The sequence below is a fragment of the Rhodococcus sp. AW25M09 genome, from assembly GCF_000333955.1.
Lineage (GTDB): Bacteria > Actinomycetota > Actinomycetes > Mycobacteriales > Mycobacteriaceae > Rhodococcoides.
In genome coordinates this window covers 1-24,513 of record NZ_CAPS01000145.1, presented here as the reverse complement: position 1 = coordinate 24,513, position 24,513 = coordinate 1, and the positions used below count along the sequence as shown (strand labels likewise).

General features: G+C 62.8%; 24 protein-coding genes. 18 read left to right on the top strand and 6 right to left on the bottom strand.

Going from position 1 to position 24,513, the window contains the following annotated elements:
* The first annotated feature begins 128 nt into the window (after positions 1-128).
* The 3 genes from RHODMAR_RS26060 to istB all read left to right on the top strand — a co-directional run bounded on the left by RHODMAR_RS26060 (position 129) and on the right by istB (position 3,002).
* Positions 129-671, top strand: coding sequence for a hypothetical protein (locus RHODMAR_RS26060; RefSeq protein ID WP_008720777.1), 543 nt, complete (start codon positions 129-131; stop codon positions 669-671).
* Between the two features lie 176 nt (positions 672-847).
* Positions 848-2,182 carry an IS21 family transposase gene (gene istA, locus RHODMAR_RS26055; RefSeq protein WP_008720775.1) on the top strand — a complete coding sequence of 445 codons (1,335 nt, stop codon included), beginning with the start codon at positions 848-850 and terminating at the stop codon, positions 2,180-2,182.
* Between the two features lie 46 nt (positions 2,183-2,228).
* Positions 2,229-3,002 carry an IS21-like element helper ATPase IstB gene (gene istB / locus RHODMAR_RS26050; RefSeq protein WP_008720773.1) on the top strand — a complete coding sequence of 258 codons (774 nt, stop codon included), beginning with the start codon at positions 2,229-2,231 and terminating at the stop codon, positions 3,000-3,002.
* Between the two features lie 303 nt (positions 3,003-3,305).
* Here istB and RHODMAR_RS26045 read toward each other — a convergent pair whose 3' ends face one another.
* On the bottom strand, positions 3,306-4,070 hold the full coding sequence (locus RHODMAR_RS26045) for a hypothetical protein (RefSeq protein ID WP_157226237.1): 765 nt from the start codon (positions 4,068-4,070) through the stop codon (positions 3,306-3,308).
* Between the two features lie 169 nt (positions 4,071-4,239).
* Here RHODMAR_RS26045 and RHODMAR_RS26040 point away from each other — a divergent pair, with 169 nt between their 5' ends.
* From RHODMAR_RS26040 to RHODMAR_RS26025, 4 genes are all read left to right on the top strand, one after another.
* Entirely contained in the window at positions 4,240-4,743 is a 504-nt protein-coding gene (locus RHODMAR_RS26040; protein ID WP_042940440.1) for a hypothetical protein, read from the top strand.
* Positions 4,740-5,369, top strand: a complete 630-nt coding sequence (locus tag RHODMAR_RS26035; RefSeq protein ID WP_008720766.1) for an RES family NAD+ phosphorylase — start codon at positions 4,740-4,742, stop codon at positions 5,367-5,369. Before RHODMAR_RS26040 ends, RHODMAR_RS26035 begins: the two co-directional genes overlap by 4 nt.
* Positions 5,370-5,435: 66 nt before the next feature.
* Complete coding sequence (locus tag RHODMAR_RS26030; protein WP_008720764.1) at positions 5,436-6,506, top strand: helix-turn-helix transcriptional regulator; 1,071 nt, start codon at positions 5,436-5,438, stop codon at positions 6,504-6,506.
* On the top strand, positions 6,503-7,522 hold the full coding sequence (locus RHODMAR_RS26025; RefSeq protein ID WP_008720762.1) for an ABC transporter: 1,020 nt from the start codon (positions 6,503-6,505) through the stop codon (positions 7,520-7,522). The genes RHODMAR_RS26030 and RHODMAR_RS26025 overlap by 4 nt, the downstream gene beginning before the upstream one ends.
* A 76-nt stretch (positions 7,523-7,598) precedes the next feature.
* Here RHODMAR_RS26025 and RHODMAR_RS26020 read toward each other — a convergent pair whose 3' ends face one another.
* Positions 7,599-8,120 (bottom strand): hypothetical protein, encoded by a 522-nt coding sequence (locus RHODMAR_RS26020; RefSeq protein WP_042940438.1) that lies wholly within the window; start codon positions 8,118-8,120, stop codon positions 7,599-7,601.
* A gap of 304 nt (positions 8,121-8,424) precedes the next feature.
* On the opposite strand from RHODMAR_RS26020, the gene RHODMAR_RS26015 reads away from it, so the two are divergent.
* Both RHODMAR_RS26015 and RHODMAR_RS26010 read left to right on the top strand, forming a co-directional pair.
* A complete protein-coding gene (locus tag RHODMAR_RS26015) occupies positions 8,425-9,054 on the top strand; it encodes a TetR/AcrR family transcriptional regulator (RefSeq protein ID WP_008720759.1) in 630 nt (209 codons plus the stop codon).
* Positions 9,051-9,851, top strand: coding sequence for a hypothetical protein (locus RHODMAR_RS26010; protein WP_042940437.1), 801 nt, complete (start codon positions 9,051-9,053; stop codon positions 9,849-9,851). The genes RHODMAR_RS26015 and RHODMAR_RS26010 overlap by 4 nt, the downstream gene beginning before the upstream one ends.
* 228 nt (positions 9,852-10,079) lie before the next feature.
* Here the strand turns inward: RHODMAR_RS26010 and RHODMAR_RS26005 are convergent, their stop codons facing one another.
* The gene (locus RHODMAR_RS26005) at positions 10,080-10,451 is read right to left on the bottom strand and encodes a histone-like nucleoid-structuring protein Lsr2 (RefSeq protein ID WP_008720757.1); all 372 of its coding nucleotides are present in this window, start codon (positions 10,449-10,451) and stop codon (positions 10,080-10,082) included.
* 127 nt (positions 10,452-10,578) lie between these two features.
* On the opposite strand from RHODMAR_RS26005, the gene RHODMAR_RS26000 reads away from it, so the two are divergent.
* The 8 genes from RHODMAR_RS26000 to RHODMAR_RS25955 all read left to right on the top strand — a co-directional run bounded on the left by RHODMAR_RS26000 (position 10,579) and on the right by RHODMAR_RS25955 (position 19,983).
* On the top strand, positions 10,579-12,117 hold the full coding sequence (locus RHODMAR_RS26000) for a hypothetical protein (protein ID WP_008720755.1): 1,539 nt from the start codon (positions 10,579-10,581) through the stop codon (positions 12,115-12,117).
* An 85-nt stretch (positions 12,118-12,202) separates the two neighbouring features.
* Positions 12,203-12,388 carry a hypothetical protein gene (locus RHODMAR_RS25995; RefSeq protein WP_042940435.1) on the top strand — a complete coding sequence of 62 codons (186 nt, stop codon included), beginning with the start codon at positions 12,203-12,205 and terminating at the stop codon, positions 12,386-12,388.
* A gap of 298 nt (positions 12,389-12,686) precedes the next feature.
* Entirely contained in the window at positions 12,687-13,259 is a 573-nt protein-coding gene (locus RHODMAR_RS25985; protein WP_008720754.1) for a hypothetical protein, read from the top strand.
* A 370-nt stretch (positions 13,260-13,629) separates the two neighbouring features.
* On the top strand, positions 13,630-15,309 hold the full coding sequence (locus RHODMAR_RS25975) for a Mu transposase C-terminal domain-containing protein (RefSeq protein WP_008720752.1): 1,680 nt from the start codon (positions 13,630-13,632) through the stop codon (positions 15,307-15,309).
* 4 nt (positions 15,310-15,313) lie between these two features.
* Positions 15,314-16,252, top strand: coding sequence for a TniB family NTP-binding protein (locus RHODMAR_RS25970; RefSeq protein ID WP_051048290.1), 939 nt, complete (start codon positions 15,314-15,316; stop codon positions 16,250-16,252).
* Positions 16,249-17,481 carry a TniQ family protein gene (locus RHODMAR_RS25965; RefSeq protein WP_008720750.1) on the top strand — a complete coding sequence of 411 codons (1,233 nt, stop codon included), beginning with the start codon at positions 16,249-16,251 and terminating at the stop codon, positions 17,479-17,481. Before RHODMAR_RS25970 ends, RHODMAR_RS25965 begins: the two co-directional genes overlap by 4 nt.
* Before the next feature lie 208 nt (positions 17,482-17,689).
* Positions 17,690-18,856 (top strand): site-specific integrase, encoded by a 1,167-nt coding sequence (locus tag RHODMAR_RS25960; RefSeq protein WP_042940431.1) that lies wholly within the window; start codon positions 17,690-17,692, stop codon positions 18,854-18,856.
* Positions 18,853-19,983 (top strand): recombinase, encoded by a 1,131-nt coding sequence (locus RHODMAR_RS25955; protein WP_157226236.1) that lies wholly within the window; start codon positions 18,853-18,855, stop codon positions 19,981-19,983. The genes RHODMAR_RS25960 and RHODMAR_RS25955 overlap by 4 nt, the downstream gene beginning before the upstream one ends.
* Before the next feature lie 488 nt (positions 19,984-20,471).
* On the opposite strand, the gene RHODMAR_RS28010 is transcribed toward RHODMAR_RS25955, so the two are convergent.
* Positions 20,472-20,642 (bottom strand): hypothetical protein, encoded by a 171-nt coding sequence (locus tag RHODMAR_RS28010; protein WP_232433770.1) that lies wholly within the window; start codon positions 20,640-20,642, stop codon positions 20,472-20,474.
* Between the two features lie 557 nt (positions 20,643-21,199).
* On the opposite strand from RHODMAR_RS28010, the gene RHODMAR_RS25940 reads away from it, so the two are divergent.
* Entirely contained in the window at positions 21,200-22,024 is an 825-nt protein-coding gene (locus RHODMAR_RS25940) for a hypothetical protein (RefSeq protein WP_008720742.1), read from the top strand.
* Here RHODMAR_RS25940 and RHODMAR_RS25935 read toward each other — a convergent pair.
* Both RHODMAR_RS25935 and RHODMAR_RS25930 read right to left on the bottom strand, forming a co-directional pair.
* The gene (locus tag RHODMAR_RS25935; protein WP_008720740.1) at positions 22,000-23,205 is read right to left on the bottom strand and encodes a GGDEF domain-containing protein; all 1,206 of its coding nucleotides are present in this window, start codon (positions 23,203-23,205) and stop codon (positions 22,000-22,002) included. The two genes, RHODMAR_RS25940 and RHODMAR_RS25935, sit on opposite strands and share 25 nt — an antisense overlap.
* A 79-nt stretch (positions 23,206-23,284) precedes the next feature.
* Positions 23,285-24,310 (bottom strand): Rv1355c family protein, encoded by a 1,026-nt coding sequence (locus tag RHODMAR_RS25930; protein ID WP_008720739.1) that lies wholly within the window; start codon positions 24,308-24,310, stop codon positions 23,285-23,287.
* Positions 24,311-24,513: the final 203 nt, after the last annotated feature.

Sequence of the window (24,513 nt, the reverse complement as noted above, 5' to 3'; positions counted from 1 at the left end):
AGCGCTGACTTCGCTCACACCCTCACCTGGCGCTCTGCGTCGACTCCGATCCGCGACAAGTGGCAACGGTAGATCGCCGTCTCGGCCGAACACCGGATGTTCCGGACAATCTCTGAGACGGTGAAGGTATGACACCGAAACGCACCGCCGCAGGTGACAAACGCGCCCGCAAGGTCCAGCAACGTCGAAAGCGACTCGCGCAACAAGGCATCTCACGTGAGCAGCACGCTTCGCTGGTGCTCGCGCGCAGCGGCGATCCCTCGTTCGTGCAACGGCGCACCAACGCCGACGGTGGGCGCACCCTGTCGTGGAGCAATGACACGGTGGGTGGTGCGGAGCTCAACGACGCTCTCGAAGAGCAGCGACAGGCGTTTCGGGACAAGTTCGGCCGAGATCTCGGGCCCAACGATCCGTTGTTCTTCGACCCAGCTGCTGACACGCCGCAGGAGATCAGTGAGGAGACCTTGTTGGCAGACGTGGACTCCCTGATCGACAAGGCCCGCGAAGCAGGGGAGAACCCCGCCTACTTCCAAGCATGGCGCGACACCGGGTTCTTACTCACCGAACACAACATGCATCTGTTCTCCGCGTCGGACATCGACGAATGGAATGCTGCACTCGAACGGCATTGGGACGAAGCGGGATTCGGGCCGTTCGACGATGGACATTAGGACCGACTATCGGTGTACACCCTCACGTGATGGTCCCCGTACAACCTCATATGTAGGTGCTCGGCGAGTCCTGTCGTAACTCGCCCACGACAAGGGCCACCCTTCGAATCGTCTACCGCCAAAGTTGACGAACCCGAAGGGTGGCCCTTGCCATGATCCTAGATGGAGAGTCTTGGATGAACATCCGACGTTTCAAAGCCCTGCACGAGGCCGGCGCGACCTATGCCGACATCGCCCGCGAATGCGGCTGCGATTGGCGCACTGTCCGCCGATACCTCGCCGACGATGCACCCACGCATCCACCGCAGGGAACCTCGAGAGCAGGAACACAACCCCGAGCGATCACCGACGACATCGCCGCACTGATCGAAGAGATGCTCCGCGCCGACATCACCATCGCAGCCTCGGTCATCCACGAACGCCTCACCAACGAAAAGTCCGTGACCGTGAACTACCAACGAGTCAAAATCTATTGCAGCACAGCCAGACCCATCATCCGAGACGAACTCGGCGCAGAAGAATCCGGGCTCGGCAATCTACACCGCCGATTCGAAACCATCCCCGGCGCCCAAGCACAAGTCGACTGGGGCGATGAAGGCGATCTCTTCGGCACCGGACGCAAGGTCTACTCCTTCCACATGGTCCTCTCGTTCTCCCGTGACCCATTCTGCTGCTACACCCACTCGATGGACGCCGCCGCGTTCTGGGGCAGCCACATCCGAGCCTTCGCGCACTTCGGTGGCGTCCCGGGTTCGATCGTCTACGACCGCACCAAAACCATTGTCCGCAAACATGTCCGTCCCGGACATGCTGTCCCGTTGCATCCAGCAGCCGTCGCATTCTCCGGGCACTACGGCTTCGACATCGACGTCCTCGCCGCGTACCGGCCCACCGGCAAAGGCCGTGTAGAACGGCAAGTGAAGATCGTTCGGGATCACGTCCTGGCCGGTCGCACGTTCACCGATCTCGCTAGCACCGACCGCACCTTCATGGACTGGGTTCCGATCCGCCGGACTCAGGTGCACCGTACTCACCGTGAGGTCATCGGGACCCGCGCCGTCGTCGATCACGCGGCGCTACGTCCTGCCCCGGCCGAGCCGTATCTTGTCGCCGAAGCCCACCTACGGCGCATCGGAAACGACGCGCTGATCTCGTTCGAGGCATCGCTCTACTCCGTACCCGCCGACCGCGTCCGGGCAGGTCAACGAGTACAGGTACGCGCCGGTGCCGACAACATCGCCATCGCCACCCTCGACAGTGCCGGCGGTACCGTCCTGGCCGTCCACGCTCGCTCGCAGGTCCGCGGCGCCTGGGTCGTCGACCAGGCGCACTGGGCGTCACTGCCCGACGGTCACACCCGTGCCACCACCGACGGACGCGTCGATACAAACCCCGCGGAGGGCACACCGTCACCTTCGGTCGACGCAGGCGACCCGTTGACCGCCAAAGTCATCTCACTCGTCGGACACGTCCACGTCGAACATCGACCACTGTCCGCCTACGCCGTCTGACCGTGAACCACTATCCCACAGCATCTTCCACGACAGGACACCGTTCATGAGTTCACTGACCACCCAACGGATCATCGACAACGCCCTCCGGCTCGGCCTCGGTCACACCGCCGAATCGGTCACCGAATCCGCCGCCCGCGCAGATTCCGCGCGGATGGGATACCTCGACTTCGTCGACCACCTCCTCGCCGAAGAAGTCGCAGTCCGAGAATCCCGGCGGTTCCGCAACGCCCTCAAACTCTCCGGGCTTCCCCATCACAAAACCCTCGACGACTTCGACTACACCTTCCAACCCGGACTCGAACCGCGCCGCATCCGAGACCTTGCCACCCTCGAATTCCTCACCGGCGCAGGGAACATCGCGATACTTGGACCACCGGGAGTAGGGAAAACGCATATCGCGATCGGGCTGGCGGTCGCTGCCTGCCAAGCCGGAAAGTCGATCTACTTCACCACCCTCGACGACCTCGTTCGAAAGCTCAAAGCCGCCGACGCAGCAAACCGGCTCCCCCGGCAACTCGCGAACCTCATGCGCCCATCTCTGCTGGTCATAGACGAGGTCGGATACCTCGCCCTCGACCGCGACGAAGCCAACATGTTCTTCCAGCTGATCAGCCGCAGATACGAGAAGGGCTCCACGATCATCACAAGCAACAAGCATTTCACCGAATGGGGAACCGTCCTCGGCGACGACGTCCTCGCCACCGCGATCCTCGACCGACTCCTTCATCACTGCGACGTCCTGGCCATCAACGGCCCCAGCTACCGGCTCAAAGACCGGCAAGGGCTTGTCACACCAGTGGAGGCACCGGCATCATGAACCTGCCGGACACCGACACGTCAGGTCGTACACAGACCGACACGTGAGGTCGTCCACCGATACCGACGGCATGATCTGGCGGCTGCAGCAAGTCCGAGAGTGGTGGTGAAATTCCCACGCCGCTGACCGCGCGCACGGAAGTCCGGATGGGCGAACTTCAGGTTTGGTCAGATTGGTGCTGTATCGCGCCGAACGGCAATTGCACCCTCGCGCGCTATTTGCGCCGCGCAGCGCACGGTGCAGGTCACCGCGATTTCACATCGCTCGGATGCCTACCGCTGAGCAGATTGCACAGCTACCGGACTATTTTGCGGAGATCAAACCTCGCTCACGTAGCGCTTCCACCAATGGTGGGTGGGTCGCGGTCTCCATCCAACGCGCTTTCCGGTCTGTCTTGCTTTTGAGCGAGTCAGCTACAGCTCCTCGCAGAATTCGGAGGGCATCTTCGATCGCCTCGCGATCGGCGTGATCGCGATCGAACCAACTCATGTCCGCACCGATGACCCGTTGGTACTGCACCAGCGCACCGTCCTTGTTCACTCCCGCTGTCTCCAGCAGGTCGAGCGAACCGATCGAGAAGACCAGAGCCCGAGTGATCGTGGTCGGCATCCCGCGCCGGTTTGCTTGATAGACGGTCGGATCGACAATCCGGCCCATCGCCGGAATCCACAACACCAGGTGCCCGGTCCACCATGTGTCCGACTCCCACTTCGGTGTGCGGCTCCCCAGCTCCACCCACTGCTCGTCCGACCACGCCACCTGCCCGTACACGACCAGCGGCTCGGCCTCGATCCCGTAGTCACGCAATGCCGGAATCAAGCATCGCACCGCAGCAATGCAGGTGCCCGAAAAACCGCCCTCGGTGTAGGCCTGCCAGATCTGGCAATGCCGGTCGATGATCTGCACCTCTGCCGGTGCGGTCACGCCAGGATTCGCAGGGGGACGGATCCCCGCTACCGGTGGTGTGACGTACCCGGCCCGCTGCGCCCATTCCGGCATTGCAGCAGCTCCTGGACCGCCGCGCGATCGCCCTGGCCCCTTGCCTGCGCCTTTGCGTTTCTTGCTCACCGGTGACATCTCGACGCTCCCAACTCGACTCGACTCTCTGCCCCGACGCAGAAGTTCCGCTTCAGACCGTATCGGCGAGGTACGACACTCTCCGCACGCAAGCCAAGACCCTCCATCACTTCGGGTTGACATGGTTGACATGACGGGGGCGGCCGAGGATGATCGGGGTATGTCCACTGTCGAGAAGGATTTCGAGGTCATGGCGCACCGGCTGGTCGAGGCCAGTGGCGCACCAGACGAGCGTGATCTGGCGTATGCGATAGCGGGTCTGAGTGGCATCGTCGACGGTTTGAAGGCACGTCGCGCGTGGAGTGAGCACGTAGGGGAGATCTTGACCCCGAGTCAGGCCCTCGACGTTGCGGGGTGGACGCGTGCTGCCTTGAGCAAGGCTGTGAAAGAGAACCGCGTTCTTCGGTTGACGGGCAGCAACGGCAAGTACGGCTACGCCGCGGCGGGCTTCACCGATGCACAACCGGCGAAGCCGATTCTCGGTATCCAGGAGGTGCTGCGTGTGTGGGCGGGGCAGGATCCACGCGGCTGGTTGGTGGTTGCGTGGCTGACGACCGAACAGCCAGAGCTCGACGGCCGCACACCGCGGCAAGCCCTTCTCGACGGGGACGTGCCTACCGTGGCTCGCGCCGCCCGGGCTGCGGTCAGTCGGCTTGCGGCGTGAGCGCTGAACGCGCCGTCGTTCATCTGTTCGAGCCCAAGCCCGTCGGTGAATTGGCAGAGCGATTTCCGTCGTGCGTCTACCCGGCTGGGACCGAGCTGTTTCGATCGCATCAGGCCAGTCTGGGGCCGTGGTGGTACTCATCGAATGGCGGCGGCAGGTTCGACCTCGAAGCCCCTGATGGGACGTGCTACCTGGCCGAAGACGAAGTGGTCACTCTTCTGGAGATTTTCGGTGGCCAACAGGTCGTGCCGAGATACGAGGTCGATGCGCGCGCAGCGTCGACGATCACGTTGGATGCTGATATCAGGCTCGCTGATCTGACTTCGAACACCGGTGTTGCGCTCGGTGTTACGGCAGAAATCTTTACTACCGCCGACTATCCGCTGACGCAGCGGTGGGCGGCCGCGTTACGGATGGCCGGGTTCGAGGGTCTGCGGTACTGGGCCCGCCACGACCTCGAACATGCCCGGCGGTGCATTGCACTGTTCGGGCAAGCGGGGGTGGCCGGCAAGGAGCATCGTCATACCGTCCAGGCCACGGTCACCCTGTCCGAGCGAGCGGATCTGCTTGAGCGGTGGCGTGAAGAAACCGGTGTCACGATCTTGGATGTTCCGGACCTGCTGTAGCGCCCGCCGGAGGATCAACCGGCTGGAACGTTGCTAACGAAACTTACAGTAAGTACTGTAAGTCCTATGAAGATCAGCGCGCGTCCTCTGCTCGACAATCCCGTCGACGCCGAACTGTTCGTCGGACGGCAAAGTGAACTCACTGCGATCTGGGGCGGGTTGAATGCAGAGCTCAACGTTCTGGTGACGGGCGACCGCGGCGTAGGCCGAACGTCGCTCCTTCGACAGTTGCAGCTCGACAGCCGAGCGCCGCTCAGCGGTGCCCGGCGCGAAGGCGACTTCCCGATGAGCTTCGTTCGGGTCGAGGGGATCTCGGACGGCCGTGACATGCTCGCTCGCATAGTTGAACAGGTCACCGGCGAACCAACAGTCGACAGTGACGGGCCCGACGTCCTGCTGCGGCAATTGAGCGACTTTCGCCTGCAGTTCATCGACGACACGCTTCGGCGATGGGCAGCAGAAAGCGACGACGGCACTACTCCGACCGGAACGCGCCTGTATCCGGTGATCATCGTCGACGACGTCACCGCCTCGGCCGGACACGCACTGTTCGGGCGGTACCGCGACGAGGTGTGGGCGACGGGATACCTGTGGACGGTGTCGGTGCGTGAAAGTGACCGCCAAGGTCTCATGACTCCGCCGGCAGACGCATTCTTCGAGAAGGTCGTCGACGTGGCTCCGCTCTCGACGGCGGAGAGCATCGAGTTCATCAATCGCCGCGGCGGGATCGACATGGAATCGATAGCAGACACGCTTACTGGCGCAGTCGGTGGAAATCCTCGGGATCTGGTGGGCGCTCTGCGGGGTCTCCTGCAGGACCCTGGGTCGTACGAGAACAACGCTCGGGCCATCGGAGCCAGAGACGATGCCATATTCGAATTGGGCCGCCCAGCGTCGATGCTGGCCGCCGAGATGAAGGCGCGGGGACCGGTAAGCGCATCGGACTATGAGCTGCTGAGAGCGCTGGGCTGGACACGTCCGCGCGCTGTGCAGGTCTTCAAGCAGCTCTACGAGAAGGGGCTGGTCCGAAGCAGCGAAGTTTCATCGGGTCAGGGACGTCCGCGGCGTGTGTATGAGCTGACTCCGCCGGCGGAATGGCTGCGGACCGAACACGCTGATCCGGAGGCCCAGAAATGAGTGGAGACCTACTGCATCAATTGCGGGACTCGAGAGCCTTCGACCCGTCGCCGGATCCGGATCGTATGTGGCAGGTCCATGTGCCGTTCGATGTCCTCGCTGGGCCCATGGGTGGGGATTACGAGCAGGCCTTCATGGATGCTGTTCGGCGTCGTGAGCGTGTGGCACTGATCGGTGCGAGCGGTTCGGGAAAGTCCTCGATCACCGAGTACGTCATGGGTGTGCTGCAATCCGAAAAGGTTGCGGCACTGAGGATCAGGATGGGGATTCAGGGCGACTCTCTCGTCTCCGACCCGGCTGAGTTTCCGCGTTTGTTGGTCAACACCGTAGCCAGACAGCTCGAACAGAATCGCGCGGTCCAGAAGGTTGCTCGGGAAATGCGCGGAGGTTCCGCACATCGACCGGTCAAATTCTCGGTCGGTCTCCCGTGGTTGGCCGGCAATCTCGCGATCGAGCTCGGCAGCGTGGTGAACGAACCATCGCAAGGTGAGGACGTCGTGGATCAGGCCATCGGGGTCCTGGAACTGATTTCACGCAGCGGCGTGAGTCCGACCCTCGTGCTCGATGACACAGACCAGTGGATACGTCGTCCAGGGATCGCCGTCGATCCAGAGCCGCGGATCGCGATGTTCTTCGGCTCGACCTTGAGAATGATCGCCGAACGACTTCCAGCGGCATGCGTCGTCGCCGTCCATGACGACTACATCAACAGTCCCCACTACGAACAGGCCCGCGAATACCTGAACACTCGAATCACGTTGCCTGCCCTGGCTAATTCAGCCGCACTGGGCTCGATAGTCGGTAAACGGGCTCGCAACGCCGTGGGAAATCCGAACCTCGGCGCGATCGACGTCATCGACGATGACGCCCTCCAGCATCTCTTCGACCACTACGTGGCCGGGCGTAGTGTCCGCCGAGAGCTGGTCGTATTGCAGGATGCGTTGGTACGAGCGTGTTCCGTAACAAGCGAAACCATCGAAGCCGCTCACATCGTCACGGCGATCGCTGCAGCTTAGGACACGAACAGCGGCGGAGATGGGCCTCGAATACTCAGCGTGAACTGCAATCCGGGTTCCCAATCCCCTTGCAGCTTCAGTAGTAGGTGTGAAACTGCTTGGCCTTATCCACCGCAGAGACGACCTCCTCATCGAGGCCTTGAACTTCTCGTTCGATCGCGCTTGCTCGTCGCTTCATGCCAGCTCTGGCGAGCCACGGTGACCACATCAGGCGACTGAGCTGTGCTGCTGACAAGCGCACGGATCGACCTAAGACGGTGTTGATTCCACCTGCCTCTTCCTGGCCGTCTTTCTGCTCTACGTCGTCGTCGCTCATCAGGCGCGCCGCAGTGGCCAGTTGGATGTACAGACGCAGTGGTCGTCGCGGAACCCGTGCGATGATCGCGGCCGTCTCGAGCTCGCGGATACTGTCCTTGAACTGCTGAAACGATGAATCGGAGGACGACGCCCCTGCCCACCGGGTGCGCTCGGTGATCGCCAAGTACCGGAGAACATCGCTGCGCAGTTGACGGCGTTGCTGACTGCCGATCAGGTACTGGCCTGCAAAGGATCCGATACCGAGAGCTCCGATGATCGAGGCCACACCGCTGATATCCATTTCGTCAGAGTATTCGGGTCCAGAACAGAGGGTCGCTCGATGCAACGTGAGAGGTGAATCGGTCATTTTGCCGACCGCACCTATTGCGTGAGTTGTCGTTCCTGTTTCGTGAATTTTGTCGCTGCTCGAAGTGTCCACCTCCGCAGGCATAATCATGGCCTGATGTAGCTGATCAAACTTTGTAGAATGGCGAATTCCCAGTCAGGGCCGTAGTCAATCTGCGATCAATGGAATGTCCGAATCCGCGCGGTGCGATCGGAGTGCAAAGCAGTCCCATGCGGCTACGGAGCGGAGAAAGTGTGACATGACGGTTGTCGACCAGAAGGCTTCGGAGCAGGAGAATGTCGAGCATCGCGCCCGCCAGCCGCAGAAACGCGCGCAACGGACCCGCGCCGCGCTGATCACAGGTGCGGCTCGAACTATTGCATGTGAGGGCAGCGGGGTCACGGTGAACGATCTGATACAGGCTGCAGGGGTGACCAAAGGAAGCATGTACTTCCATTTCCCATCGAAGGACGCTGTTGTTCATGCAGTGATCGATGAGGCTGCTCGACGATGCGATTTCCTTCGCACTCCCCGCACGTCCGCGGGACACACAGTGGCCGATGTTCAGGGCTTGCTCGGCGACTACTTCACCCATGCGAGGCGGTACTGGTCTTTGCGGGCAACAGCGGTGTTGTGGACCGATCTCCACTACGAGGCCGCGGCACGAGCCGCGACCTACGACCCTCTCAAGGCCGCGGTCCTGGCGTTGCTGGCCGGCGACGGCAGCGTGCCGTCGCCGGCATCGGTCGACGCTGCCGAGGCTGTCATGGCCATCGTGTGTGGCGTGACAACCACCGCCGGTCCGGGAAGTTTCGGCAACGGCGGTGATCTCGACACCGTCCTACGGTTGACAGGCCCCGTGCTCGCCGGCGGTGCAGTAACGGCATGAACAGCGGTGGTGCGGAGATCCGAGAGGCATTGATCGCTGCCGGGTATCCGGAGCCCGATGTCTTCGACGAGCCGGGCCAGCTCACGTTGTCATGGGGAGCTGGTGTCGGAGTCCGAGAGATATGTGTGAGCCCTTCAGGTCTGGTCACAGTGTGGGTCGCCCACACGCCCGACGCGGTCTTTGCGTTGGGACCGTCACGCCAGTCAGCAGCGGAGTGGGTGTCGCTTCTGCACCCGCTGATTGCGGAACCGATCGCGCGCACATCCGAATCGATCTCCCGGGTGGTCGAGCCTGCGGCCGAGGTCGTTCGGAGCGCATCGGTAGTGCGGCTCGAGCACGATGCAGACAGTGCAACGAGCTACGCGATCTACACCGACAGTGCTCGGGTCTGGGTTTCGGCGATGAGCGGGCCAGAGACTGTGGCCTCGCTGTCGGGTACAGCTCGCGGTCTGCAACTGGGGATCTCGTCGGACACCCTGATGGCCATACCGTCGGCGTACAGCGGAACCGTGATGGTCAACCCCGGCCTCGCTGCAGCAGCTGCGATAGCGGACCGGGGGCTGTGGTCGCCGGCCGTTGCGTTCCGGCGAAACCGCGTGGTCTCCGATCGAGAGGTGCCGAACGATGAAGGCCGAGCGATGCGGCCTGCCCTTCTCTGTTCGCTGCCTCGAATTTGCGCGCCGACCATCAGATTGAAGACAGGCGAGTGCGGTACGTACAACGATGCGATCGCCGTTTCGGAGATGCTGCTGCGCGAAGCAATAGCAGCGAATCGAGTTGCAGCGTTCGAGAAATGAATCCAGGAACCCCATGTCCATGGCGGGGAGCATCACCTGCGACGACTGCAGACTCGCTGTCGAGTGCGGCACGGACCACGACTCGTGATGCAACGAAATCGTAGGGGCCTCGAGGGCGGGTGGTTGTACGAATCCAGCGGAGACCTTGCCCGCGGTGTGCTCGCAAAAAGACGCGAAATACCACCTGGTCAGGCCGACAACTTAGGCCTGACAACATGTCCTTGGCCGTTAGTGCGCGGCGTTGTACGCCTCTTCGACGTCGGCGGGTATACGGCCGCGCTGACTGACCTTGTAGCCCTTGTCGATCGCCCACTTGCGGATCGCTCGGGTTTGCGCAGCATCACGCTTGGCAGGTGAGCCGCCAGAGGTGGCCGGATCCGTAGTGGCCGTGGGGGAGGGCTTGCGCTTACGTCCGCCTACGCGAGTGCCATGGTCGATGTAATAGTCCAACTTTCGGTGAAACTCGTTGGCGTTCTTGGTTTTCAGGTCAATTACGTAGTCGACACCGCTGACAGAGAATTCGATTGTCTCGCCTCCATTCTCGTCGATGACAGATCCATCGATGTCGTCGACCAGCTGGACGGATACGTGTTTGGCCATAGTGAAGAAACCCTCTCGTAGAAATCTAGCGAAGACAGTGAGTGAGCGTATAACGGCTCTAGTTGGTTGCGATAACTGTGGCGCGCCCGCGCGAGTGGTTCGGATGCAGGATCGAGGGAGTGCAGTTATGGGCAGCGCTCTATTCGTTGGCGACGGTGAAGCCCAGGTCGGGGCGAGAAAGCTGGAAATGGGGCCGGTGGTGGAATCGAAGCTGTTGGATGGGTGGATGATTCTGGATTGGCGGCGCGCTCCGTCCCCCTCCTATCGGGAGTTCAAGCAGATGGTTCGGCGGTATCGGCCGTCGAGTTTGATTCCGGTCCTGGCGCGGTTCTCGGCGGAGCGTTACGGAGAAGGTGAGTGGTCGGGCGACGTGCGTTTGTGCCCGCCTTGGGGAGTGGCCGCGATCGCGCGTGAGTCGATCTTGTACGGAAACGAGCACCGTCACAGGGAGGTGGACCAGGGCGCTGTGGCTCGGCTTCTGTTGGAATTAAATGGTTCTCACGACAGGATCGAGGGTGCGGCCACGATCTTGACGCCCATAATTTACGAACAGTTCCCGTACCAGGAATCCGAGTTCGAGGAACTGTCACGTATCTACGCGCTGTTCGAAGATCCGACTCTGGGCCCGGAGCTCGACTGGACCGAGGTGTTCGGAATGCAACTGAACGAGGCTGTGCGGGCAGCGTTGGTCTTACGTGTGTGGGTGACCAAGAATGGCGGCAGGTTCGACCCGTCGATCATGGACCTGGACTACATGCAGGAAATATTCGACACCGTCGCGCCACGCGAGCAAATCGAAACGCTCGCTCAGGTTCTCACCGCCACAGTCTCCCAGGCCAAAAGCGCGAACGACGCTGCCCCCTCGCTCGAACCAGCGCGGCGGCGCTACGGTTTCAACCCGCTGTCCGCCCTTCCGCTCGTCGATCTGGGCGAGTACGGGATCTGGGCACCACAGGTGATGTTGGTCGACCGCGCCTTGTATCCCAGCAATCTCTACTACCGCGGAATCAGCACCTGGGGGAAACGATTCGCGGACATCCTCGGCACCCGGACCGAGGCATATGTCGGACGACAACTGAAAGTTATCGCCGACGAGAGCGACCTTCACGGTGAGATCACATACAACGAAGGCAAGAACCAGAAGAAAAGCGTCGACTACATCTGGGTGACACCGAAAGCCGTAATCTTGGTCGAGGTCAAATCCGCGCGGATGAAACTCGGTGCACGAGCCGGAGACGCTTCTCTTCCCGCCAATACAGAGCAGTACCTGTCCAAGGCCCGCGAGCAGCTCGACACGACAGCGGATCTGATCACCTCCCGAACGCCGCCGTTCGACCAGTTCCCGACAGATCGCCCTATCGTCGGACTCGCCGTTACCTGCGAACCGTTCTACCTGGCCAACTCCACCTTCGATGAGTACGGAAGGGCCTCGACCATCCCGTCGATGGTGCTCTCCCTGAGAGAGCTCGAGCACTGGGTCTGTCAGCCGGCTGCCGAGGCCGTCGACGTGCTGCTCGCGATACTGCGCGACCCCGAGCGCCGTACGTATCCGTTCGGTGTTGCGCTCGGCGCGCTGCCCAGTGTCCACAACCCGATCCTCGCCGAGGCGTGGAAACAGTACGACTTCCTCGAGAATCAGATCCCGTTGTCGCCATCGGACTGGTGACGCCCGGCAATAGCAGGAACACACTACGAACTGAAGACCTACGACATCGACTCTGGAATTCGGTGCAGGCGCATATTCTGATCGGGTGATTCGTTACGTGCGGTTCGTCGCTGAAGCCGCGTGGTGGCTGCTGCAGGTGGGATTGCTGTTGCTGATCGAGATCGTGTCGGTGGGTTTCGCCGATCCTCGCTACCCTTCTGCGCCACGGCTGGACCGTAATCTCCGTGGGCACGTCCCTAAGCCCGAACGAATCGGTCATCGATCGAAGTGAAGATTGTCGTGCACTAACGCGTTCGAGTCGGGAGTCGGCTCGGAAACTTGGACTGTTCGTGGTGTCCGGTCCCGACGCTAATGTGCAGCGGTAGAGACGATTCAATGATCACCTCGGCTTGGGCGGAGGTGAAGTCCCATAGTCGGAGGGGGTCAGAAAACGTGAACATTGACAGTGGCAGTGACTCCGGAGGTCGGGTGCTGGACAGGTTCGGCGCGATGATGACCGAATTCGAGGTCGGGATGTCTGGCGTGAATACTTCGCAGGTCGATGTGGTGTGGCCTTCGGAGCCACGGGAATGAAGGGCCGCCAGCTGATCGTCGTCGATGTCCACACCACAGGCCCCTCTTTCGAGGCCCACGATGTTTTCGAGCTCGCAGCGATCGATGTCGCCTCAGGTCGCGTATGGGATCTCGCGCTTCCGATCGAGGCGCGACAGCTCGAGCGGGCGGATCCGACGTTTCTTCAGCTCAGTGGGTACCACCGTCGACGGTTGGAGGAAAAGGCACAACAGGATCTGCCCGCCATCGCCGTCGAGCTCGCAGCGCTCGGTGATGCACTGGCAGGAAACACTCTCGGTGGTGCGGATCCGGAGATCCACGCTGCCTTTCTGAGCAAGCTCCTGCACCGGCACGGTGTCCGTGCGCGGTGGCATCACCTACCTGCAGACATCGCGGCGTTGACCGCTGGTGCCCACGGAATCTCGGCAACCAACATCCCTCGCCTGGAAGTGTGCTGCGAACTGTGGAATGTTGCGCTTCCGGAGTTCCCGTCGGCGATGGAGCGCGCGCAGGCCGTTGCGGAGTGTTTCGCTGCGTTCGACCGCAGTAGTGGCCGAGAGTCGATGATGGCAACTCTGGGATGGGACTAGACCGAATGAGCAGGGACGTTGTGGACGGCGTGGCAGCGACAGATAGGTGAGGACCTCCGGGTATCGGCTCAGGTGTCAAGGACGTTGCTCGAGGGAGTGCAGTCGGGCGGTACCGCCGGTAGTCCTTCACTGGCGCGGAGCTTTTCGGCCATCGAGATCAACAACATCTGCGATTCCTCGGGAAGATCGAACGCTCGCGTCGACAACCGCCGCAGACCAGTGTTTCGGAGTTGGGTGAGTGTCAACTTCAGAAGACGGCTGCACTCTTTGCAGGCGTTTCGAGGGTGAGTGCACGTGTCTTCTGACATTCTGATGTCAGAAGTGCGGTGCACGGTCGCACGTTCGGCTCTCGGTGACAGGGAGGCTTGAGATGGACCCCGACAAGCTCGACGTCGTGGAGACCGGTGTGCTGACAGCGTCGGGGGAGCGGTGGTCCCAGGCCGAGGCCCGTTTCGCTGTCCTGGCTCCCTTGCTGGAGATGCATCCGGTGCGTTCGGAAGCGGTCGACGATGCGGCCGAACGACTGGGGTTGTCGCGCCGTCGGGTCTATGCGTTGCTTGGCAAACTCAGGGACGGGACAGGTACGGTCACCGATCTTCTGACGAAGGTCTCGCCGGGTGGGCGTGGCCGCAGCCGAGTAGCGGCTGAGGTCGAAGAGGTGATCGGCGATCATCTCACCCGATATTTTCTTCACCGCCAGAAGCTGAGTGTCGCTGCGCTGCATCGACGTATCGCGTTGGCGTGTCACCGCGCGGGTCTGCCAGTGCCGGCCAGAAACACCGTCACCGCACGAATCGCCGCGCTCCATCCGGCATCGGTGGCCAGGTCACGCGGAGGACCCGATGCCGCCCGCCCACGTCAGTCCGCCGGCGACGATCCACCGACAGTTGCGGGGATTCTCGATCAGGTCCAGATCGACCACACCGTCGTCGATCTGATGGTCGTCGACGAGTACGAGCGTCAACCGATCGGTCGCCCCTACCTGACGATCGCCATCGATGTCCTCAGCCGTTCCGTACTCGGGTTCGTCGTCACTTTGGAGCCGCCGTCGTCGATATCGGTCGGGTTGTGCCTGGGCCGCGTGTGCTGCGAGAAGCAGACATGGCTGGAGGCATGCGAGCTCGCGGAACAGGTGCAGTGGCCGATGGCAGGGAAACCGAAACAGTTGTATCTCGACAACGCCTCCGAGTTCAAAAGCGAAGCGCTGCGCCGCGGATGCGCCCAGCACGCCATCACACTCGAATACCGTCCTCCGGGCCGACCGCACTACGGCGGGATCGTCGAACGCATCATCGGAACGGCGATGACGGCGGTGCACGAGCTGCCTGGGACCACCTTCTCGAACCCAGCGGACCGAGGAAGTTACGACTCGGACAAGCATGCGGCGTTGACATTGCGTGAGTTGGAACGCTGGCTGGTCCTGGCCATAGCCTCGTATCACGCGAGCGTTCACGCAGGGATCGGGAACACTCCGGCCGCGGTGTGGGCCGGCGGGGTCGCCGCAGTTGGTCATGCCCCTCGTGTGGTGCTCGGCGAAACCGCGTTCCTGGTGGACTTTCTTCCCGTCATCCGGCGACGTCTGACGCGCACGGGCTTCGTCCTCGATCACGTGCACTACTTCTCGAACGCGCTCAAACCGTGGGTTGCGCGGCGAGAGGATCTGGGGCGGTTCGTGATACGACGTGACCCACGCGATTTGAGCAGAATCTGGGTCCTCGAACCAGACGGTGCCGGCTATGTCGAGGTGCCGTACCGGACGATGTCACATCCCGCGGTGACACTGTGGGAGCACAGAGCTGCTATCACCCGTCTCCGCGAACAAGGTCGGTCGAACGTCGATGAGGGCGCACTGTTTTCGATGATCGAGCAGATGCGCGAGGTCACCGACCGCTCGCAGAAAGCCACCCGCAAAGCCCGGCGCAACCGTGCCCGCCGCATGCATCTCACCGGCGCCGCGTCTGCGCCGATCCCGGCGATCCACCCGCCGGTGGAGCCTCGAGCGGACGGCGGCACCGCAACGCCGGTCTTCAGCGATATCGAGGAATGGTGAGCCGATGACCGCATCGACAGGAAGCAGCGACGAAGCCACCGAGTCGTCCGGTGAGGATTTGGGGCACCTGCGGGAGTCGGTTCGTCCGCTCGCCGCACTCGACGACGCGGACCGGATCCGGTTGATCCGGTCGGAGAGGTGGATTGGGTATCCGCAGGCCCGTACGGTCATCGACCATCTGGAGACGTTGTTGTCGTGGCCGGACCGACAGCGTATGCCGAACTTACTGTTGCTCGGTCCGACGAACAACGGCAAGTCGATGATCATCGTAAAGTTCCGGCGTACTCATCCGCCGATCAGCTTGTCCGACCGCGAGCAGCTACCGGTGTTGTGCGTGCAGATGCCCCCGGACCCGTCACCCGGCCGGTTCTACCTCGCACTGCTCACAGCGTTGGGAACACCGACCCGACCACGCAATCGGGTCCACGAACTCGAACAGCAAGCATTGATGCTGCTCCGCGCCACCGGCGTACGGATGTTGATCATCGACGAGCTCCACAATGTTCTCGCTGGCCGCGACAACGTCCGCCGCGAATTCTTGAACGTGCTGCGGTTCCTGGGCAACGAACTACGCATTCCTCTTGTCGCTGTCGGAACCCGCGACGCCTACCTCGCCATCCGGACCGATCCCCAGTTGGAGAACCGATTCCATCCCATGACTTTGCCGGTCTGGACCAACACTGCCGACACCAGATCACTGCTGGCCAGCTTCACCACGAGCTTCCCCCTCCGTAAACCCTCGCACCTGACATCACCGGAGATGACCGACTACCTCCTTACTCGCTCCGAGGGCACCATCGGTGAACTGACAACGCTGCTCACTGCCGCAGCAGTGACCGCCGTCGACAGCGGAGAGGAAGCGATGACCTCATCGGTGCTCACGCGCACTCCGTACCTCGGTCCCACGGAGCGACGCCGCCAGTTCGAGCGCCACCTCGCGTGAACGCGCGGCTCGCGGCGATGCCCGGTGATGCGTACGTTCGCCCGTGGCCGCTGCACCCGCCGCCACTGCCAGGTGAGGTCCTCTCGTCCTGGTTGGCCCGGATATGCGAGCTGTATCCGCACATCAGGCCCTCTGACCTTCTTGCAGACCTCGATATCGATTGTGCTGTCGAGGATCTCGACCGCTACACACCGGAGCCGATACTTGCCGAGCTGGCCGGTCGCGGCGCAGTCCCGGTAGAGAGGGTGCGGATGATGACGTTGGCGGGGTGGACACCGTGGTTGCTCGACAGCACCGACCCCGCCGACTGCGACTTCGACACCTACGTCCACCAATTCTCGATCCTGCTACCGGCCGACCTCGCGAGGGAGGATCGACGACGTCGCACACCCACGAGCGAGGCATGGTTGCCGTGGGCGAGCACTCCGCGCAGTCGTGCATGCCCGGCATGTCTCGACAGCCTCGAATCCACTGCTGATATCAACATGACTCTGCTGCAGCAATATCCGGTGCTGAGCAGCTGCCTCGACCACCGTTGTCGACTCGAACCCTGCTCTGCTTTCCCTGGTCATGCAATCTTCTGGGATCAGGTCCGGTTCGGTTCGGACGAACGGGTCTCGCCCGTTCCGGTTCCCTCAGCGGTCACGGACCTCGATCGGCGCAGTACCGAGGCTCTGACGACGGGATGGGTGGAACTCGGCCCAGGCCGGGTGCACGCCGCAGTGTGGTTCCGGCTTCTGCGCACCGTCGTCGACGAAGTGTCCACACCACTGGTTCGCACCGGACGGTGGGCGACGAGACTCGTTGCGATCTGGAAGGCCGCCGGTCGTTCTCGCCCGCTCCGGACCGCGTGGGTTCCGTTCGAGGACCTGCACTGGGACGAGCAGGCGACAGTCCTCGAGGCCGCAGCGATCGGCATCGCAATGGTCGAGAGCAGTGAGATCGACGCCGGCGGTGCACACGCATCTCTGCTGCGCCCACGACCCTACGAGCCGGTCGATCCCGGGACACCTCCGACGCGCTCGTCTTATCCCGCACCCGAGCGCGATTTATGGGCCGACGCGCACGCTGCGGCCGAGGCCGCCATCGCGGCAGCGCGCGTCGATCCCGCATCCGCCAGGTCGTTGTACAACTTCCTGCGCTGGGGGTGCCGCACCGCGGCGGAGCTGGATGAGACGGTGCAACTGTTCCTCGACCACGGGATCCCGCTGCAACATCCGCCGACATAGCTATCGCCCGATGGAGCGGGGTTGTCCGCGACGATGCATACGCGGCGTCAGCCGAGAAGTCCGTTTTCGCGCCGGGGTCATAGTCACCAACGTTATGTGTGCGGTGACCGACGAGAATTTTCCTTCCCGCACCATCATCGCTGAAACGCCTGTTCAGCGTGTTTTGGACTCGAAAAAGCTGTCGGGGGTGCTCGCTACAGTCCCTGTCATGGCAGAACGGCAGCTCGATGAGGTCCTGGACACGTATTCGGTCGTTTCAGTGAGTGGTGCGGCGGTGTTTCCGGACCTGCCGGTCGAGATCGCGGCTCGGATAGAACGGTCGATGGCGTCGGCACGGTCTCCTGCTACCCGCCGCGCCTACGATTCGGCGTGGCGACGATTCGAGACCTGGTGCATCGCCGCCGGACAGATCCCGCTACCGGCGCACCCCGCGACGGTGGCGGCATACCTCGTCGCCGCGGCCGACACACTCACCGTCGACGGCACGCGGGCGTACGCGCCGTCGACATTCGGCAAATGGGTCGCGGCGATCACCGACCGCCACCGCGCTACCGGCCACGACAACCCGTGCAGCCACGAGATGGTGCGCGCCACCCTCGCAGGCATTCGCCGTGATTACGCGTCTGCGGGGGAGCGGCCCCGCAACCGGCGTGCCCCGCTGCTGACTACTGACATCACCACGATCGTCGACTACGCACGCCGCAGTGCGTCCGGGTGGGCATCGGAGGTACTCGAACGTCGCGACACCGCGCTGCTGCTGATGGGCTACACCGGCGCATTTCGTCGTAGCGAACTCGTCGCGTTGGAATGTCGCGATGTCCGCCGTGACCGCCTCGACGGCGCACACGTACGGATCCGGAAGTCCAAGACCGACCAAGACGGCACCGGAACCGTCAAAGCCCTACCGTTCACCGACCGCCACGAATCATGCCCTGTCTGTGCGTGGATCCGTTGGCTGCAGGTCGTCGCTGCGTTCGACACCGGCGGTAGAGTCGCCGTCATTCGGTTACTTTCCCGCGCAGCAGAATTCGATTCTCACGTCTGTCGCGGCATCCTGCCCACTGCCGAGAAGCGATCGCCGCTCTTCCGATCCATCCGCAAGAACGGCAACCTCTCCGACACGCCACTGTCCGGGGCTGCGGTACATGCGGCGATCCGCCGCCGCGCCGCCGGTGCCGGATACGACCCCGACGTTGTCGCCCAGCTCGGCGGGCATTCCCTGCGGGCAGGATTCGTCACCCAAGCCTTCCGCAACGGCGCGGACGCGCATGCGATCATGCGGCAAACCGGGCACGCCACACCCGGCATGGTCGAAATCTACGCCCGAGAGAACGCGCCGCTGGTCGGCAACGGCGTCACTGACCTCGGATTGTGAGCACACGCGAAGATCGGGGGTCACGTGCGCCGGCGAGCCGACCGGAGTCGGGGGCGACATCTGCAGCCGTCGTCGCCAATCCTGATTCGGTGCATGCGGCACGTAGCGTGAAAGCGTCTGTGGCGGAGCGGGATCGGCACACCTGGTCAATTTTCGAGGACTGGTGCGCCGCTCTCGACCAGCCGGTTTTGCCGACTTCGCCGGAATCGCTTGCTTGGTTCCTACGAGCGCATCCTGCAGCGCCAGGGACGCAACGCCGCCGGATCGCGGTCATCGACGCTGCCCACTACCGCCACGACCTACCCCCACCGGGACGCGCAGAGACCGTCCGGGCTGCCCTCGACGTGGCCCGCGCAGAACGACTGCACGATCTCACTACCCTCATCGGCGGCATCATCGGGCGTCTCCCGGAATCGGGTTGGCCGACAGCGTTGTTCGCGCGACGAGACGCCCTGATGCTTGTGTTGGCTTCGACGGGTCTGCCGTATACGCAGATCGCGGCGGTGCGGATGTGCGATGTCACTGTAGATCTGCAGGCAGATGCTCTACACGTCGAGACAGCCAACGGCGCTCACGCCGTCACCTCGCCCAGATTGGTGAGATCGGGTGTATCCCCGGAGAGTGTGTATCGACGTTGGTGCGAGGTACTCGGGCACTACGAGCGGTACCCGAGCAACGGCATGCTCGCTGATGCCATCGAGGAGGTAGGCGTTACCGAACTCACCGGATGCGACCGGCATTTCAATCCGGCCAGCGAACAGCTACTGCTCACTCCGATCGACCGGTGGGGCCACACCCCGCTGATTGAAGCCCCGCTCACCCCGCGTGCGGTGGCCGACATCGTGCGTATGCACCTGAACGGGCGAGCGCCTACCCACCCACGCCATCGAACTCGGGCTCAGCGCCCCGAACCGGGTCTAGCACCGGAACCCGCATCGACGACGACCTCGTTCGACTCTGGCTACTACGAACGCGGAACACTCGCACGCAGACAAGCCCACGACTTGCTCTGCGACATCGAGTCCGTCTTCGCCGACGTCGAAAGCCGCGCTGAGAAAATGCTGAACGATCTTCTCGAGTTCCTCGACCCGGACGCGGCGGGAGAGTTGACCGATGTCGTCGAGTAGCGAACAACTCTCTGCTGGAACCCAGCTGAGTGAGAGGGTAGAGGCACGCTGGTCGGTCGTTGCACAAGATCCCGCACAGCCTCGTGCGATTGCTGTCGGGGTTGTGGTGTGTCGGTTCCGTCGTACCGCCGCGACGACGGAACCGACACGCCGCATACTGAACCTACCGGGAGCGCACAGACCTCTCGTCGTCCGTATCCGCCACCCATTGGTACCGAAACAGTGGTGACGCTTGCTTTTTCTTCACTATTCGCCGACGCGGCGCGCGCTCATCCCGGCGTCGCGAATACTCGACCAACCGATCCCGTAACGCCGGGTCGAGGCAATCTCGATCATGTGCGTCCAGTCAGTTCCCTCAACCGGGCAGCGATACTCACCCACCCCGAGTCCGAACTCGACGAATACATCCGATGCCGACGCTCCCCCGAACGGCTCCCACAACACGGCAAACGCAACCAACGATCACATTGCTGCTCGGGCGCCACCGCTCACCGTTTCTTTCCGTCGATCTCGGTCAGCAAATCACCGTCGTCGACGAAGGCGAGTTCTCCCGAGTTCAACGCGACAGCCCATCGATGCGGGTGCGCCCAGTCGCGACCCAACGCGGGACCGGAGACAAGTTGATCGGAGTAGTCCTCGACGACGATCCCCGACACCACTTCCCCGCCCCTCCGGAGCTGGACCTCATCACCAATAGCGGGTCCAGAATTTGTGTTACTTCCTGCAGCAACCATGGATGAATTCAAACAAAGTTCGTCACGTATCGGGCACGCAGAGAACCAGACACACCCGCTGGATGGCGAGAGCGAGAGCAGCGCAAGAACTCGACAACGATCGTGTTCCCGATGGGTGCGGATTAGCCCGCAGCCCTTCGTGTGCGGCGAAGAAACCGTAGTCTCGCTCCGCCGTAGGACGACCTGTGCCTGAGCGACATCCGGAGCGAACCGAAGTCGTTGACCGACACATCCTCGCTGAAAACCGGCTCCACGCAACCAGGTGATGTGATGAATCATGAACTGTGCGACTTCCACGCGCTCAATTCAGTGCCATAACACATTTGAGCCGCCGTTAACAGACTGAAAGGATGTTTTGAAGCATTCCTCCGGTCCGTAGGCTTGTTTGTTGCACAATAGCTGTGTTAGCTGTTCCACACCGACTACTCGCTCGACATGCCCCAGAAGGGTTATCGGGCACCACCCCCTCAGGAGCCTCATCGATGACGATTCCCATACTTTCGAGCTCGCACTCGGCCGATGCCATCGAGTCCGCAGCCGATCGGCACGCTACGCGCAACTCGTCGGCCAGCCGACAGAGCACACAGACAGACAGGCTCGTCCGTCCCGTCGGTCACGGGCTCGACGTCGGTTCCCGGTCGACGCGCTGCGCCGGTGGAACCATGACATTGACGGCCGCGACACCATCGGGATCCCCGGAACTGTGGTCCCGCTATGTCGAAGGAGCGTGGGAATCGTACTCACGCCATGGTGTCACCGCTGCGCTCGATCTGGACGAAGTCGCCTCCGGCGCCACGACAACCCTGTTCTACGTGGTGCTCGACAGGGCAGGACAGATGCTCGGCGGAGTCAGGGCACAAGGCCCCTACACGATGATCGAGCAGTCCCACGTGTTCACCGAATGGCAGGACTCGCCTGGACTGCCTCTGGTCACCGAACTGTTGCACGCCCGGATCCCCCACGGGATCGTAGAAATGAAAAGCGCGTGGGTCGATGCGGGTGCCGCAGGGCGGACGGTGTCGAATGTGCTGGCTCGGACAGCATTGCCGACGCTCGAACTGACCGGCAGCCGGTACCTGTTCGCCAGCGCGGCCGATCACGTCCTGCGCCTGTGGGAAAGCTCCGGCGGGCGGATCGACCACGCCATCCCGGCCGCGGCGTACCCGAGCGAGCAATACCGGACCGTCATGATGTGGTGGGACATGCACACGCTGGCCCGCAGCGCGAGACCCGAGGTGTGGGAGTCGATGGTCCGCGAGGCCCGCTCATTGTGTGGAAACGCTCAGCGCGTCCCGTCGGCGGCGTGACGGCTGGTCGAGAGTTCGGGGCGGCTCGTTCTCATCTGACCGGACCTGGGGCTGCCCGACCATGTGATCGTGAGTGTGCCCGCGTGGTACGCGCGATCTCGTCCGTCGGCTTTGGCGCGGTAGAGCGCGGCGTCGGCGGCGCGGACGGCGGCGTCGAGCACGTGATCGAGACCGCCCGATTCGCTCGAAGCAACGTCTGCGGAGGGTAACGCCGGGTCACCGGGTGCGATGGGCCGGACGTCGAGCGTCACCGTTCCGATGCTCACGGTCACCCTGCAGTCGGACCGGACTCGATCGAGTATCCGCTCAGTGAGTTCGCGGCCGTCTCGGTGCGGGGCGAGAATCAGGAACTCCTCGCCACCGGTTCGAGCGACGATCGCATCGTTTTCGCCGACCGCTGCGTGCACAGCGCACGCCAGAGTGTCTGCGACTGCAGCGAGCGTTCGATCCCCGGCTGTATGACCGTCGGTGTCGTTGACGGTCTTGAAATGGTCGACATCGACGACGAAAGCAGCCAGTAGTTCTTTCCGCTCGCACGCCTGGTGCACGAGAACCTGTGCACTCGAAAGCAATCCACGGCGATTGAGAAGACCGGTCAACGGGTCCGTGTCGGCCAACCGTTGCAGTTTTTCGTTCACCAACGTCAGGGTTCGGCGCAGGCCGCCGATGAGCGCAACCGGCACCAGCACCGTGGTCGCGGCGGCACCGATCGCAACGGCGGTCACCGCCCAACCGGAGGAACCCACACTGACCACCGACAATGCCGTGACCATGACCACCGAGGCCGCAGACAGGCGCGCGGTGACCCGCGGCGGTGAACTCGACGCAGCGATAGCCGGAACGATCGCCAGCATCGAGGTGACCGCGCGCGTCCCGGACGGATCCGCGACCAGGTAGGCGCTGATAGCGACTCCGGTCATACCCCCGAAACCCAGGACCGCGAACTGACGTTCGCTCAACCGCCCCACCTTGGCAGCGAAGAGCACGGTTACCGCGGTGAACGTCAGCACCACGATGAGAACCGGAAGCGCATTCGGCCGCAAAAACGTCGGAGACAACAGGGCAATGGCCAACAGCGGTACAGCGCCGGTAGCGCTGACAATGACCGCGGTAGTACGGGTATCGAGCCGTGACCGCCACGGGTTTGGATGCCGACGAGACGACTTGTCGATCACGTTCATCCGATGATTCCTCGAATCAGTGTTGGGCGCGATCCCGGCACAGAATGTTTGGCGGCCCTTGTTGTCGTGGCGTGCCCGTTCATCCCCCTGCCGGTCCAACCGTCGGATCGACTCCGGTGCGCACCAACGAATCCAGGTCGATTCGCCGTCGACCGGACGGGAGCGGTTCACCGCGGCCGAATGCCCTCACAGCGGCGGTCACAGCGGCACCACCGAGCGCGACGTCTCCGCCGAGCTGCGGCCAGGTCGAGAGCGTGCGCCCGATTTCCGGCACCGACGCAATCATTCTCGGGGTCAGTTTGGTCGGCTCGAGCAACGTCGCTGCGATCGTGCTCTTCTGCTCGACGGTCATGTCGGCCACATCCGCGGTTTCCATCTCGCCGAGCAGTCCGTGGAACACCGGTCTGTCGGGTTCGAGATCGAAGCGTTCGACATCGAGGACGCCGCCATCGCTGGTCTCCATCACCACGGGGATGCCTCGGGCGCGGGCGTGTTGGCGGACCAGCAGCTTGGTGTCGATCGAGTCGCATTCCTCCACCACGAGATCGAGCCCGTCCAGAAAGCCATCGAGCGTCGCAGCATTCACACCGTCCGGGAACACCTGCACCCTCAGGTACGGGTCGAGCTCGGCGATCCGTCGGGCCGCGACGACCGCCTTGTTCACGCCCAAGTCGAACACCGAGGACGGGACTCGGTTGAGGTTCGAGAGATCGAGCTCGTCGAAGTCGGCCAGACGCAACTCGCCGCACAGTCCTTCCAGCGCAAGGGTGTGAGCGACGGCGTGGCCGACGCTCAACCCGACCACTCCCACCCGTAGGTCTCTGAAGCGAGCTTGTTCCTCGGAGGTGATCTTGTTTCTGTTGCGGTCCAGCCGTAGCTGATCGAAGCCGCGTGGACCGAGGACGCGAACCACTGTGCGCCGCCACGGGTAATGCACCCACCGCATCTCCTCGGAATCACCGGCCGTCGTTGGAAGCAACCGACGAAGCGAGGCCAGCTGTTCGTCTGTCGTGTCGACGACATCGACGTGGGGATCATCGAGCAGAGCACGGACAACCGAGTCCTGTTCACGCTCGGAGGGGTCGAACACGCTGTGCTCTGACATTGCTGATGCTCCGCATCTTTCGGATGACTGTCGACGACAAAGCAACGCCGATCATGTCCGACGGCCGGGAGGGATATCAGACTGCTTCATGTTACTGAAGACTCGTCGACAGTGCGGCTGCGCACAGCCATTCAGGAGCATCGCCGTCGTCGGAATCGGCACCTGTGGCAAAGTGGCTCATCCCAATCGGGGGTGTAGGAGTT